General features: G+C 65.0%; 15 protein-coding genes. 8 read left to right on the top strand and 7 right to left on the bottom strand.

The features are described 5' to 3' along the window. Positions 1–528: TadE family protein (locus VMR39_RS04355; protein WP_325414721.1), on the bottom strand; the 528-nt coding region annotated here is incomplete at its 3' end. Beyond that, on the bottom strand, positions 525–2,192 hold the full coding sequence (locus VMR39_RS04350; protein WP_325414719.1) for a TadE/TadG family type IV pilus assembly protein: 1,668 nt from the start codon (positions 2,190–2,192) through the stop codon (positions 525–527). The genes VMR39_RS04355 and VMR39_RS04350, both read right to left, overlap by 4 nt. Before the next feature lie 133 nt (positions 2,193–2,325). On the opposite strand from VMR39_RS04350, the gene VMR39_RS04345 reads away from it, so the two are divergent. Beyond that, positions 2,326–2,985: a hypothetical protein gene (locus VMR39_RS04345; protein ID WP_325414717.1), complete on the top strand. Its 660-nt coding sequence runs from the start codon at positions 2,326–2,328 to the stop codon at positions 2,983–2,985. A 43-nt stretch (positions 2,986–3,028) separates the two neighbouring features. Continuing rightward, entirely contained in the window at positions 3,029–3,493 is a 465-nt protein-coding gene (locus tag VMR39_RS04340; protein ID WP_325414715.1) for a hypothetical protein, read from the top strand. A gap of 92 nt (positions 3,494–3,585) precedes the next feature. Here the strand turns inward: VMR39_RS04340 and trmFO are convergent, their stop codons facing one another. Next, a complete protein-coding gene (gene trmFO, locus VMR39_RS04335; protein ID WP_325414713.1) occupies positions 3,586–4,929 on the bottom strand; it encodes a methylenetetrahydrofolate--tRNA-(uracil(54)-C(5))-methyltransferase (FADH(2)-oxidizing) TrmFO in 1,344 nt (447 codons plus the stop codon). A 179-nt stretch (positions 4,930–5,108) separates the two neighbouring features. Here trmFO and VMR39_RS04330 point away from each other — a divergent pair, with 179 nt between their 5' ends. Further along, on the top strand, positions 5,109–5,522 hold the full coding sequence (locus VMR39_RS04330) for a VOC family protein (RefSeq protein ID WP_325414711.1): 414 nt from the start codon (positions 5,109–5,111) through the stop codon (positions 5,520–5,522). Positions 5,523–5,618: 96 nt separating this feature from the next. Further along, positions 5,619–6,164: a superoxide dismutase family protein gene (locus tag VMR39_RS04325; RefSeq protein WP_325414709.1), complete on the top strand. Its 546-nt coding sequence runs from the start codon at positions 5,619–5,621 to the stop codon at positions 6,162–6,164. Between the two features lie 23 nt (positions 6,165–6,187). Here the strand turns inward: VMR39_RS04325 and thpR are convergent, their stop codons facing one another. Continuing rightward, positions 6,188–6,748 carry an RNA 2',3'-cyclic phosphodiesterase gene (gene thpR / locus VMR39_RS04320; protein ID WP_325414707.1) on the bottom strand — a complete coding sequence of 187 codons (561 nt, stop codon included), beginning with the start codon at positions 6,746–6,748 and terminating at the stop codon, positions 6,188–6,190. Positions 6,749–6,884: 136 nt separating this feature from the next. Here thpR and VMR39_RS04315 point away from each other — a divergent pair, with 136 nt between their 5' ends. Then, positions 6,885–7,631: a Bax inhibitor-1/YccA family protein gene (locus VMR39_RS04315; protein ID WP_325414705.1), complete on the top strand. Its 747-nt coding sequence runs from the start codon at positions 6,885–6,887 to the stop codon at positions 7,629–7,631. A 60-nt stretch (positions 7,632–7,691) separates the two neighbouring features. Here VMR39_RS04315 and VMR39_RS04310 read toward each other — a convergent pair whose 3' ends face one another. Further along, on the bottom strand, positions 7,692–8,354 hold the full coding sequence (locus tag VMR39_RS04310; RefSeq protein WP_325414703.1) for a glutathione S-transferase family protein: 663 nt from the start codon (positions 8,352–8,354) through the stop codon (positions 7,692–7,694). 138 nt (positions 8,355–8,492) lie between these two features. Between VMR39_RS04310 and VMR39_RS04305 the strand changes: the two genes are divergently transcribed. Continuing rightward, entirely contained in the window at positions 8,493–9,263 is a 771-nt protein-coding gene (locus VMR39_RS04305) for an NUDIX domain-containing protein (protein WP_325414701.1), read from the top strand. A gap of 3 nt (positions 9,264–9,266) precedes the next feature. Beyond that, complete coding sequence (locus VMR39_RS04300; RefSeq protein ID WP_325414699.1) at positions 9,267–9,992, top strand: extensin family protein; 726 nt, start codon at positions 9,267–9,269, stop codon at positions 9,990–9,992. A gap of 12 nt (positions 9,993–10,004) precedes the next feature. Here VMR39_RS04300 and trpE read toward each other — a convergent pair whose 3' ends face one another. Together trpE and VMR39_RS04290 are read right to left on the bottom strand one after the other, a co-directional pair. Continuing rightward, complete coding sequence (trpE, locus tag VMR39_RS04295) at positions 10,005–11,507, bottom strand: anthranilate synthase component I (RefSeq protein WP_414712456.1); 1,503 nt, start codon at positions 11,505–11,507, stop codon at positions 10,005–10,007. 19 nt (positions 11,508–11,526) lie between these two features. Continuing rightward, a complete protein-coding gene (locus VMR39_RS04290) occupies positions 11,527–13,479 on the bottom strand; it encodes a peptidylprolyl isomerase (RefSeq protein WP_325414694.1) in 1,953 nt (650 codons plus the stop codon). 202 nt (positions 13,480–13,681) lie between these two features. On the opposite strand from VMR39_RS04290, the gene VMR39_RS04285 reads away from it, so the two are divergent. Continuing rightward, on the top strand, positions 13,682–13,888 hold a 207-nt coding region (locus VMR39_RS04285; protein WP_325414692.1), incomplete at its 3' end, for a triose-phosphate isomerase.

The following is a 13,888-nucleotide window of genomic DNA, read 5'->3' as shown; positions in this document are numbered from 1 at the left end:
GTTCAAGGTCGCTGTGCTGCCGACGCCGATGAACCGGAACAGCGGCAGGATGCGATTGTAGGTGACTTCCGTATTGTATCGGACGATGTCGTCGGCGCCGCCGATGCCGCTGATGCCGGTCGTGGCCACGTCCCGCAGGCCATTATTGTTGACGTCCTCCCAGCAATCGCCGCTGTCGAGCGTATTGTTGTTATTGGTGTCCTTTGTCAGTCGCTCCATCGCGTTGATGTTGCTGTACTGATAGAAACTGCTCTTGGTTGTCAGTACCGACGCGCTGGGTACTACGCGCTTGATGGTGGTTTCGATATCGGTTTCGATTGCCGTACTGTCGACAGTTTGGACGGTGGTGAGGCGGGTCGCGCGTTCCAGCGCACCCAGCATCACAGAGCGGACATAGACCTGATAGCCCATTTCCAATCCACCAAAGAGGATGAGGCAAAGCGGCATCAGTATGAGCGCGAATTCCGGAATGGACGCGCCGCGCGCGTCCATCGCCACTAATCGGCGGAAGAGGCGTTGTAATCTCACTGCGAAAGCCTGAGCGAACCGATGTTTTCGCCGATGTCGCGGAAGACTGCATTCAGGTCGTCGCTATCATCCGCCTTATAGGCAAATTCCGGGCTCGTGGAGTTGGTTGAGGACGAGCAATTGATGAGGTCGGTGCTCAGGTCCGAACCCGCGCTGAAGGATATGGTGTAGATTTTTACGTCCATATTCTTGATGGCGGTGCAGGCAATCGACAGGCGCTTATTATGGTTAGCCTTCGCCGTACTGATATTGCCGTTGCTGGAAATTCGCTTCCAATCGGGTTCGTGCGGGTACGCGGAATAGTTGTCGCCATTGTCCATCACCCCGTCGGTCATGAAGATGACGTACCTGTTCACAGGGAAAGTGTGGTATAGTTGGGGATTGTCGGCACTCCACATCCCGGACCGCGATAGCAGGCGTGCCGCCCATAGCATACCGATGTCCAGGTAGGTGCCGCCATTCGCGACGAAACCGCGGTTGAAAGCAAAATAATCGTCGAACTGTGATGATGTTAGAGGCGCCAGTTCCCGCATATATTTGGGACAGGCATATTGACCCGAAGAACGCGCGGGATCGGACACCGTCCATCGCGTGTCGGTGGATGTCGCCGGTGTGTCGAACATCATATCATAAGCCGTGGCGGGCAAATTGTTTGGAAAAGAATATGTCGAGTTCGCCGTGATCAGATTGCTCGTCTTGCGCTCTTCCACGCAGCCGTCCCATGTGTTGGTGAACCAGGTGGGGTCGTCATGGGTCGGGTTGGTGGAAGTCGTATTGTTCTTGAGATAGATACCGGTCGCGTTGAACCAGCTTTTATTGCGCGAGTAGAGCGTGGCTTCCGCGGCGTTGCGGCTAAATCCCGCATTCACCATCATGGAGAAGGGAATGATCGCCCAGCGCACGCGCTTGCGTTTGCCTTCTTCGGTCATGTTGAACTGGGTTTCGATGGTCGCCATCTGGCTCTGAAGGCTGTCCAGCGCATTGCGCAGGCCTTGCATCCGGGAAACATTTGTGCCGGTGGTGCAATTTCCGTTGCTGGTTTCCTCGCAAACATAGGTAACGGTCTTGCTGTCCACGGTCATGGTCTTACCGCTTTTTGGGGACAGCCAGTTATTGATCCAACTACCGCAGCTCGAGTCGTCTCGCTCCGGCTTGCACGCCATCGATCCGGTGGTGTCCAGCACCAGCACGATATCGATGTTGCTATAGTCGTTGCGCGCGGTGCAGCTTGCCGTGACCGACATGTTTTGTTTGCCGAACAGCCCCATCACGGCGGTCGGTACGGTCGTACTCAGCGTCAGTTGGATCGTGTCGTTGGCGCCGAGCGTGGGCGCAACGGTGATATTGGCAGGCGTTCCCAGATATTGGCTCGGGAAGTTGAAATTCACATATTTCTGGACTTCGCTGGTCACGCCGGCACTGAGGACGCCGCTCGATCCCATCACCTTGCGGCCCGCCAGTACCCCGGCGTCACAGGCCTGTTGCAAGCGAACCTGGGCCAGATAGCCGCGGCTGATGTCCACCGCACCGCCGACCATGCCGGCCAGCGGGATCAGGGCAGCGGCTACGATGGCGATCGTATTCCCCGCCTGATTCCGCAACAGCCGCGACAGAAAGCCCATTTGATGTCCGTTCGACTTGCCCATTAGCCCGCAATCACCCATGTCGCGCCCCGTGCCCCGCTCATGGGCTGGGCAGCATCCGGGCCTATGCAGGCCCACCCGTTAGAATGTGTATGAGGAAGATGGTTAAAGGACCGATAATCCGCGCAGCCTCTGATGTTTCGCGAGTCGTGCGATGAGCGGGGAGGAGGATACGCTGCCGCCGCTCGCCGCCTTGCTGTCGGCCCATGCCGGGGCGCATGCCGAGCGGCATCGGGCGATCTGGGGTTTCGACGGGCGGCTGGCGAAGGTCGCGCGTACGACCAGCGAGCGGGCGATCGGGCAGATGCGGCTCGCCTGGTGGAACGACGTGATCGAGGATGCGGACGCGCGCAAGGGCCGGGGCGAACCGGTCGTGGACGCGATGCGCGCGACGGGGGCAATGGCGGCGCCAGGGCTGGTCGCGATGATCGACGGCTGGGAAGTGCTGGTGGTCGAGCCGGAAATCGATGCCGATGGGCTGCGCGACTATGCGGTCGGGCGCGGCGGCGGGCTGTTCCGGGCGCTGGGTGACGCGGATGACGCGCCCCGATGGCTGGTCGCGGCGGGGCAGGTCTGGGCGCTTTGGGATCTGATCGGCCATGTCGACGATCCTGCGCTGTCTGATGCTGCGGTGAAGATGGCGCGCGACCTTCTGCCGCAGGTCGAGGACGCTCGCTGGTCGCGCGCTTGGAAACCGCTGCGGATCGCCTTCACGCTGGCGCGACAGGATGTGCTGGCGGGGCAGGGCGCGCCGGCGGGGATGCCGCGCGGTCTGGCGCTGCGGCTGCTGCGGATCGCGCTTGTCGGGCGCTAGCCTATCGGGATAGGTTCCGTGCTCCGAAGCTGAGGGGGACGGCATGGGGCGAATATTGGCGGGAGGCATGGCGGCGCTGCTGCTGGTCGCGGGCGGACTGTTCTGGTGGCAGGGGCGTGCCGACACTGCACCGGTGCCACAACTGGCGAGCGGACCGCCCCCGCCGCCCGAAATCGAGAGCTTGCCGGAGGGCGATCCCGACGCCGTCGGCGAAGCGCCGCCCATGCCCGGCGAGGCCAGCCCGCAGAGCCGCGAGGAAAAACGCTTCGCCCGTTACGACCGCAACCGCGACGGCGTCATCACCCGCGTCGAGATGATGGGCAGCCGCACCAAGGCGTTCAAGGCGCTGGACAAGGATGGCGACAACCTCCTGTCCTTCGAGGAATGGGCGGTGGCGACATCCGACCGGTTCGGCGCGGCGGACGCGGACAAGGACGGCAAACTGACGCCGGCGGAGTTCGCCGCGACCGCGCCCAAGAGAATGGCCAAGCCGAAGTGCAAGTGCTGAACTAAACTCCGTTCGTTTCGAGCGTGTCGAGAAACCTAAGCATTGCGCTATCCGCTTCTCGACTTCGCTCGAAGCGAACGGGATTCTGGATGTCAGGCCAGCTCCATCTCGCCCATCCACAGGCCGAAGGAGGCGCGGGCGCGGGCGGTATAGGCTTCCTTGCGGCTTTTCTTCTTCACGTCTTCCAGCGTCGGGAAGAGACCGAAATTGACGTTCATCGGCTGATAGTCGGCCGTTTCGACATTGCCCGTCACATGGCCGAGCAGCGCGCCAAGCGCCGTGTCGGCGGGCGGCGGCGTCAGGTCGCGGCCAAGCAGTTCGGCCGCCGCGAAACGCCCGGCGATGAGGCCGATCGCGGCACTCTCGACATAGCCTTCGCAGCCCGTCATCTGCCCGGCGAAGCGGATATGTGGCGCGCTTTTCAGGCGCAGCGTCGCGTCGAGCAGCTTGGGGCTCTGGATGAAGGTGTTGCGGTGCAGCCCGCCCAGCCGGGCGAACTCGGCCTTCTCCAGGCCGGGGATGGTGCGGAACAGTTCGACCTGTGCGCCATGCTTCAGCTTGGTCTGGAAGCCGACCATGTTCCAGAGCGTTCCGGATGCATTGTCCTGCCGCAGCTGCACGACGGCGTAGGGCCAGCGGCCGGTGCGCGGATTGTCGAGTCCCATCGGCTTCATCGGCCCGTGACGCAGCGTTTCGGGACCGCGCGACGCCATCACCTCGATCGGCATGCAGCCCTCGAAATAGGGGGTGTTGGACTCCCATTGCTTGAACTCGGTCTTCTCGCCGTCGAGCAGCCCCTGGACGAAGGCCTGATATTGCTCCTTGTCCATCGGGCAGTTGATATAGTCCTTGCCGTCGCCACCGCCGGGACCGATCTTGTCCCAGCGATTGGCCATCCAGCACTGGTCCATGTCGATGCTGTCGAAATGGACGACCGGCGCGATCGCGTCGAAAAAGGCGAGATGCTCCATCCCCGCCGCCCGGCCGATGCTGTCGGCCAGTGCGGCTGCGGTCAGCGGGCCGGTGGCGACGATGGTCATGCCCTCGGTCGGCAGCGTGTCGACCCGCTCGCGCACGATCTCGACATTGGGATGCTCGGCCAGCGCGCGGGTGACGCCGCGGGAAAAGACATGGCGGTCGACGGCGAGCGCGGAGCCGGCTGGCACCTTGGCCGGTTCGGCCTGCGCCATGATGAGCGAGTCCAGCCGCCGCATTTCCTGATGCAGCAGGCCGACCGCATTCTTGTCGGCATCGTCGGAGCGGAAACTGTTGGAACAGACCAGTTCGGCCAGCCCATCGGTCTGGTGCGCCGGGGACATATCGCCCGTCCCGCGCATTTCCGACAGGCGGACGCGGATACCCGCCTGCGCCAGCTGCCAGGCGGCTTCCGATCCGGCGAGGCCGCCGCCGATGATATGGACCTGATGATTGGACATGGTTCGCTTAACTTCGCACTTTTCCCGCAGATTCGGCAATTTCCGGTCGCCAGTGGGACATATTGTTATGAGTAGCAAGGATTATAGCCGATCAGGCGGTCGATAGGACAGGGGGATGCGGCAACCGGCGGAACGCCCGCCTAGCCACGCGAGTTGCGGTGAGCAAAGGAGAGGCTGTCATGATCGACCATGTCGGGTTCGCTGTCAGCGATGCGGAACGGTCGGGGGAATTTTACGACGGGCTGCTTGCCGCCATCGGGCTGGTGCGGCTGGCCACCATTCCGCCGGAAAAGAATGGTAGTGGCGGGACCGCGCATGGCTATGGCCGGGCGGACGATGTCGACGCCTTTTTCTGGATCGGGGATAATGAACGGGTGGGCGAGGGGACGCATATCGCCTTCCGGGTCGCCAACCGGGCTTTGGTTCATGCCTTCCATGCGGCGGGACTGGCTGCGGGCGGCCGGGATCAGGGCGGTCCGGGGCTGCGGCCACACTATGGGCCATCCTATTATGCCGCCTTCATCCTCGATCCCGACGGGCTGAATGTCGAAGCGGTGTGCCATGAGCCGGAACAACCCGTTGCGACGGGGTGACAAATGGATTCGGATCGGCAACAAAAGTGCCTCTGCCGCGTTCGCGCAGAAGTTCTGGCGCTGAGAAGCCTCTCGCGCACTTTCCGGAGATTATCCATGAAGATCGTCCCCCTTTTGCTTGCCCTGCCGATCGGCCTTGCCACCTCGGCCTGCGCTACGGCCTCGTCGGACGGTGCCGCACCTGCTGCCGCGCCCACAGTCCATGCCGGCCTGGCGGCCGGTGACGGCAGCACGCGCGGCACGGCGACCGTGACGGAGGCGGGCGACGGGCTGCATGTGCTGGTCAAGGCGACGGGCCTGACGCCGGGCATCCATGCGGTGCATATCCACACCACCGGCACCTGCACCGGTCCCGACTTTACCAGCGCGGGCGGCCACTGGAACCCGACCGGGCGCCAGCATGGCAAGGATAATCCCGCCGGCATGCATATGGGCGACATGCCCAACATGGTCGCGGGATCGGATGGTACGGGCGAACTGGAATATGTCGTGCCGCACGGCCAGATCCAGGGCGGAGAGACGCCGCTGCTCGATGCCGATGGCGCTGCGTTGGTCATCCATGCCCAGGCCGATGACAACAAGAGCGACCCGGCGGGCAATGCGGGTGGTCGTGTCGCCTGCGGCGTGCTGAAGGCGGGCTGATCCCCCTGTGACGGAGCGGGGGGTCAGGTGGGGGTGGCTGCGCCCCCGCCCCCCAATCCGGCATAATCGGCCACCGCTTCGTAGCGGGCGCCTTCATGGCCGATCCGGCTTTCGAACAGGCTGAAGCCTTCGACAGGGAAAGGCGGGCTGGAAAGGCCCGCATGGACGGCAAGGAAGCCGTCCACCATCGCACCCGAGCGGCCGAAGCGGGCGACCGTGACATGGGGCAGATAGGCGCGGCCTTCCGGCTCCAGTCCGACCGACACGCAGGCCCGGTCGATCTTCCTGTGCAGCGCCGCCAGCGGATCGCGCGGCTGCACCCCGGCCCAGAGCGTGTCCACCACCCCCTTGCGATCGAAGCTGCCGACGCCGGACAGGGCGATGTCGAACGGCGCGAAGCGGATCGTCGAGAGCGCATCGGCGATGTCGTTGGCACGGTGGCGGTCGACTTCACCGATGAAGCGCAGAGTCAGGTGCAACTGGTCATCATCCTGCCAGCGCGCGCCATTCACGCCGGTCATCAGCGCAAGCAACAGCGAACGGACGGGGGCGGGCGGGCGGATGGCCACGAACAGACGGTGCATGGCGCTGATATAGGGCCGTCCCCACGATCTGCCATGGCCTTTAGGGGGCAATTGTTCCGGTTTGTCTTGAAGTCGGGCCGCGTTCGACAGATAATAGGAACATCGGCACTGAACGCCGTCAAAGGAGATGATTTTCATGGCCAACTGGTCCGACCCCCGTTCCGGCACCCCGACCGGCATTCCGGGCTTCGGCGGAGCCACCGCCGCGCGTGGCGAGGCGTTCGACGCCGGCCTGCGCCGCTACATGCTGTCGGTCTATAATTATATGGCGAGCGGCGTCCTGCTGACGGGCGTGGTCGCCATGCTGTTCGCGTCCAGCGGTCTGGCGCTCCAGATCCTGGGCGGTCCCGGCATCCTGAAATATGTCATCATGTTCGCGCCGCTGGCATTCGTCATGGTGATGAGCTTCGGCATCAACCGTCTGTCGACGGTGACGATGCAGGCGCTCTTCTGGGCCTATGCGGCCGTGATGGGCCTGTCGATCTCGTCGATCTTCCTGGTCTATACCGGCACGTCGATCGCGCAGACCTTCTTCGCGACGGCGGCGGCCTTCGCGGGCCTCAGCCTGTTCGGCTACACCACAAAGAAGGATCTGTCGGGCTTCGGCACCTTCCTGATCATGGGCCTGGTCGGCCTGATGGTCGCGATGCTGATCAACCTGTTCCTGAAGTCGAGCGCGATGGACCTGGTCATCAGCTGCATCGGTGTGCTGCTGTTCGCGGGTCTGACCGCCTATGACACGCAGAAGATCAAGAGCATCTATGCGCATGTCGCGGGCACCGACATGATGGGCAAGTCGGTGGTGATGGGGGCGCTGAACCTCTATCTCGACTTCATCAACATGTTCATGTTCCTGCTGCGCTTCATGGGCGATCGTCGCTGATCGTTACAACGCAACGCAGAACAAGAGGCCCGGTGGAGATGTCCACCGGGCCTTTTTGCTTTACGCCTTCTTCTGCATTTCCGCGATCAGGGCGCCGTCAATCTCCTTCTGCCGCTTGTAGGCCGGGCGTTCGCGCAGGCGGGCGGCATAGGCTTCGAAGGCGGGGCGGGAGGGGATGGATTTGAAGCTCAATCCCCAGTCGATCTGCGACCCGACATAGACGTCGGCGGCGGTGAACTGGTCGCCGCAAATCCATCCGTCGCCGGACACCGCGCTTTCCAGCGCATGGATCGTGTCGTCGAAACTGCCATAGCCGGCGCTCCGCTCGCGCCCTTCGGGGACGACGAAGCCCAGCGCCTTGTTGGTGACGGCGGCCTCCACCGGACCTGCGGCGAAAAAGAGCCAGCGATAATAATCATGCCGCTGGTCGCCCGGCGGGGCGAGGTTGGCGGCCGGGAAGGCGTCGGCCAGATAGGCGCAGACGGCGGCGCATTCCGTGACCACCCGGCCCTGATGGACGATCGTCGGCACCTTGCCCATCGGGTTGATCGCCAGATAGTCGGCCGACTTCATGCTGCTCCCGTCCCCGTCCTTGGCCCCGCCTTCACCTGCGCCATAGTCGAGGATCACCGTCTCATAGACTTCGCCGACCTCCTCCAGCATCCATCGGGCAATCTGCCCGCGCGACATGGGGTTGGTGTAGAAGACGAGGTCGAGGGACATGGCACGCTCTCCTGAATCGGGATGACGAGGGTGACGTATGGACGCGCCGGGCGCCACCCTGTTCCTTCGCGGCATCGGCGCACGGGCCGCCGCACACCCGACTGGCGGCGCGCGCGTCGAGCGCCTAGAGCTATACCCATGACAGAAGAACAAGATGCGGGGCGTCCCGCCGCCACGGTGGTGATCGTGCGTGACCGGCCGGGGCAGCAGCCCGAATTGCTGATGATGGAGCGCGCGTCGACCATGGCCTTTGCGGCCGGCGCGCTGGTCTTTCCGGGCGGCGCGGTGGATGAGGCTGATAATGCGCTGGCGGCACGGATCGGGGGCGGGCTGGATGTCGAGGAAGCCGCAGCGCGCATCGCCGCGATTCGCGAGACAATCGAGGAGGCCGGGCTGGGCATCGGCCTGACCGGATCGGTGGACGCAGCCATGGTGCTGCGCCTGCGCGACGGGTTGCACGACGGCAGGTCGCTGGGGGAACTGCTGGAGCGGCATGGGCTGGGCGTGGCGCTCGACGCGCTGACGCCCTTTGCGCGCTGGCATCCGGCACCGTTCGAGCGGGCGGCGCGGGTTTATGACACACGCTTCTATATCGCCCGTGCGTCCGATGGCCAGATCGCGAGCGTCGACACGACCGAGAATGTGCGCCTCTTCTGGAGCAGCGCTGCCGATACTCTGGCATCCTGCGATGCGGGCGAAGGACGGATCATCTTCCCGACGCGGCGCAATCTGGAGCGGCTGGCGCTGTTCGGATCCCATGCCGATCTGGTCGCGCACGCGGCGGCGCATCCGGTCGAAAAAGTGCGCCCGTGGAGGGAGGAGCGGGATGGCGAGGCGCATCTCTGCATTCCCGATCATCTGGGCTATCCTGTGACGTCGGAACCAATGCGGCAGGTCCGGCGTGCTTAGGGGATGCGGAGACTGCATCTGACCTTGCGTCGCCTCGTCCTGCTGGGCGGCGTTCTCATCCTGTTGTTCGTAGGCTATGCCTATCTGCGCCAGCGGCCACAGGATCTGCCCTGGACCGATCTCGAACTTGCCCAGCCGGTGGGCCTTTTTACTGGCCGCAAGCTGGCGGCGCTGACGGGCGATACGGTGCGGTGCAAGGCGCTGCTCGACCAAGCGGGAATCGACCATGTCGCGATGAAGCCGGGCGGCGCGGACCAGTGCGCCTATGCCGACGCGGTGCGGCTGAAGCCGGATGCGGCCGCGATCGCGCTGGTGCCGGCCGCCGTCGCGCCCTCCTGCCCGGTGGTGGCCGCGCTCAGGCTCTGGGAATGGCAGGTGGTGCAGCCTGCCGCCCAGCGCATCTACGGCCAGCCGGTGCGGTCCATCCGTCATTTCGGCAGCTATAGCTGCCGGCGGATGTACGGTCGCAGCCAGGGCGATTTCAGCGAACATGCGACTGCCGATGCGATTGACGTGGCCGCCTTCGTGCTGAAGGACGGGCGGCAGGTCAGCGTGCTGAACGACTGGAAGGGTGGGGAGAAGGATGCCGCCTTCCTGCGCGCGGTGCGCGACGGGGCGTGCGACCTGTTCTCGACCGTGCTGTCACCGGATTATAATGCGGCGCATCGCGATCATTTCCACCTCGACCAGGCGGAGCGTGGCGCGACCGGATGGCGGGCGTGCCGGTGAACGGACGTTGAGTTACTGCCCGAAGCTGCTTTCCCGTGCGACGCTCACCGCCTCGCGGGCCGCCGCCAGCAGCGCGCCGCTCTTCGCCTCGCATTCGCGCTGCTCATATTCTGCGGTCGAATCCGCGACGATGCCCGCGCCCGCCTGCACATGCATGACGCCGTCCTTCAGCACGGCGGTGCGCAGCACGATGCAGCTGTCCATATTGCCGTCCGGCCCGAAATAGCCGACCCCGCCGGCATAGGCGCCGCGGGTTTCAGGCTCCAGTTCGGCGATGATCTCGCAGGCGCGGACCTTGGGCGCGCCCGACACCGTGCCTGCCGGGAAGCCCGCGAACAGCGCGTCGATCGCATCCTTGTCGTCGGCCAGCCGACCGACCACGTTCGACACGATGTGCATCACATGGCTGTAGAATTCGACGCTATAGCTTTCCGTGACCGTCACCGATCCGGCGGCGGCGACGCGGCCGACATCGTTGCGGCCAAGGTCCAGCAGCATCAGATGCTCGGCCCGCTCCTTCGGATCGGCGAGCAGGCTTTCGCGATTGGCGGCATCCTCGACCGCGCTCTTGCCGCGCGGGCGAGTGCCGGCGATCGGGCGGATCGTCACCTCGCCATTGCGGGCGCGGACCAGGATTTCCGGCGACGAGCCGATCAGCGCGAAGCCGGGCAGGTCGAGATAATAGAGGAAGGGCGACGGATTGATCCGCCGCAGCGCGCGATAGAGGGCGATCGGCGGCAGCGTGAAGGGGCTGGTGAAGCGCTGCGCCAGCACCACCTGGAAGATATCGCCTGCGACGATATAGTCCTTCGCCGCGTCCACCATCTGCGCATAGCGGCCGGGTTCCAGCACCGGCGTCACCTTGACATCGGCGATGTCGGCGGGCGCAGGCAGGGCAGGGAGCGGCGCGGCAAGGCGGGCGGCGGTGGCGTCGATCCGCTCCAGCGCGGCCTCGATCGCCTTTTCGGCATCGGCGAAGCTGCCCTTCCACACCGGCGACACGAGGTAGAGCTGGTCGGCAAGGCGATCGAAGATCAGGATGACCGTGGGCCGCACGAACAGCATGTCGGGCACGCCGATCGGATTGGGCACGGGGCGGGGGAGCTTTTCCACCAGCCCGACCGTCTCATAGCCGAAATAGCCGACGAGGCAGGCGAGGGCGGGCGGCAGCACCGCGTCCATCTCCGCCCGACATTCCGCCACCAGCGCACGCAACGCGTCGAGCGCGCCGGCACTTTCCGGCACGAAGGCGTCGCGGTCGGTCGCCCATTGACGGTTGATCTCGGCATTCTGGCCATTGGCCCGGAAGACGAGGTCGGGGGCAAGGCCGATCAGGCTGTAGCGGCCGCGCACCGCGCCGCCCTCGACCGATTCGAGCAGATAGTCGCCGCGATCGGATTCGAACAGCTTGAGCGCGGCGGAGATCGGCGTGTCGGTGTCGGCGATCTGCCGCCGCCACACCAGCGCCGATTCGCCCCGCGCCAGCGCCACGCGCGCGCTGTTCACGCCGTCCATGCCCCCGCCAACCGTCATCTTACTGGTCGCCGCTGTTGGTGGCGGACAGCGCTTGGCGGACCTGGGCCACGGCGTTGGGGTTGCGCGTGACCTTCAGTTCCTTCTCGACCGCGCGTTCGAACTGCTGGCCATATTCCTGGCCGATCACTTCGCCCAGCTGATCGCGCACCTGCGCCAGCAGCTGCGGCTGGCCCTTGGCGTCGCCGCGCTCGATCTTGCTCAGCTGGACCACGAAATAGCCGCGATCCTGGCCGATCGGCAGGGTCTTCACCGTGTTCGCCGCCATCGAGAAGAGGATGGCGACTTCGGCCGGCGGGCGCTGTTCGCCGCGCATGATGTCGGCGCGGCGACCACCCAGTTGCTGCGGTGCGGGCAGCTTGACGCCGGCCTGCGCGATCGCGTCGGACAGCTTCGCGCCCTTGGCGACCTTCGCCTGGATCTGTTCGGCCAGTGCCTTTGCCTTCAGATTGCCGGCGTTGAGCTTGTACTGGGCGAGCACCAGCTGCTTGACCTCGGCCAGCGGCGGCGGCGCGGCGGCGGTGATCTGGCCGGGTGCGACCAGCGCATAGCGCTTGTCGGCGACGATCGGGACCAGCTGCGCATCGTCGTCGGCGCTCATCGCGAAGACGGGGGCTACCAGCGGCTGGATGTCGGGCGTGGGCAGATAGGTCTGGTCCTTGACCTGCTTGCCAGTCGACAGCAGCGCGGGGCTGGTCTCCAGCGTCAGGCCATTATCCTTGACCACTTCCTCGAAAGTGCCGCCATCGGCGATCTGGTCTTCCAGCTTGCCGGTGAAGTCGGTCAGCAGCTGCTTTTCCTTCTGGACGCGCAGCTTTTCGACGATTTCCCCGCGCACGGCGGTGATCGGGCGGGCCGCCGTCTCGTTCACAGCCGTGACGCGCAGCAGCAGCCAGCCCAGCGATCCGCGCACCGGACCCACCAGCTCGCCCTGCTTGGCGGCCCATGCGGCGTCGGCGACGGTCTTGCCTGCCGAAGCGGTCAGCGCCTCGCGGCTCTGGTCGGCCAGCGTCGCTACGGCGAGGCCCGCGCCCTGTGCGGCGTCGGCCAGGCTCTTGCCACCCTTCACCTGATCGGCGATCGCCTTCGCGCCGGCCTGCGTCGGCAGCACCAGCTGTTCGACGGTGCGGCTCTGTTTGGCGGCGTAGGCCGTCTTGTTCTGGTTGTAATAAGCGCTGATCTCTGCGTCGGTCGGGTTCGACGCCTGCGCGAAACGAGAGGCGTCAACGACGGCGTAGCGGATCTGGCGCTGCTCCGGGATGGTGAAACGCGGGCTGTTCTTCTTGTAATAGTCGGCCAGCTGCGCGTCGGTCGGGTTCTTGTCGTCCAGGAAAGCGACCGCCGGGATCGCCGCAACCGTGCCCTGCCGGGCTTCCAGCAGCAGCGAGGCATAGGGCAGCACCAGCGTTTCGGACGGGCGCGCGCCGAGGCCGATTGGCGCCAGCAGCTGACGCTGGAGGATTTCACGGCTGATATCGTCGCGCAGCGCCTGTTCGGTCAGCCGCTCGCGGGCGAGCAGTGCGCGGAAATTATCGTTGCTGAAATTGCCGGCCGCATCCTGGAAGGCGGGGATCTGCGCGATCTGCGCATCGACCAGCCGCTTGGAGATATGCACGCCCTGATCGTCGGCGAAGGCGCGCAGCGTCAGCGATGCGACCAACTGGTCGAACACCTGCGCCGCGCCGCCCTGAGCGAAGAAATCGCTGATTTGCAGGCCCGGATTGGAGCGGCGGGCGTTTTCGAACACGCGCTGGACGCGGTCCTGGAACTCGCCCTGGCTCAGCGTCTGGCCGTTCGCCTTGGCTGCGGAACCGCCGCCCAGCATCGATCCGCTGCCGAATTTGCCGCTGGTGATGTCGCCCATGATGAAGGCGGCGGCGATGATCCCGAGGAAGAGGATCGCGAAAAGCGCGCCGAATTTGGAGCGGATGAAGCTGCGAAAGACAGAAAGCATGGATTTTCCGGAACTGCGGCTGTGTGGCGGCCCGCTTTAAGGGCGGATCGCCGTGCGGGCAAGGCTTGCACTGGACAAATGCGTGAGCGCCGTTCATCGGCTTTGCTCAGTTCCCTCTTATTCCGGGGAGACGCCGGGCAACAGGCCGGCGGCGGAAGGGCGGGGATGACGTGCAGCAATAACCACAAGGGAAAGAAAGCGGATGAACAGGCGGAAGCTGGTTGTCGGCAACTGGAAGATGAACGGGATGCGCGCGCATCTGAGCGAAGTGGAGGCGATCGGCCGCGTGGCGGCGGCGCATCCGGCGGTGGAAGTGGGTCTGTGCCTGCCCGCGACGCTGATCATGGCCGGCTCCGAACGGCGCGGCGCGGCCTTCATCGGGGCGCAGAACTGCCACATGGACATGACC

Source organism: Sphingobium sp., assembly GCF_035511395.1.
GTDB lineage: Bacteria > Pseudomonadota > Alphaproteobacteria > Sphingomonadales > Sphingomonadaceae > Sphingobium.
This window is presented reverse-complemented; position numbering and strand designations above follow the sequence as displayed.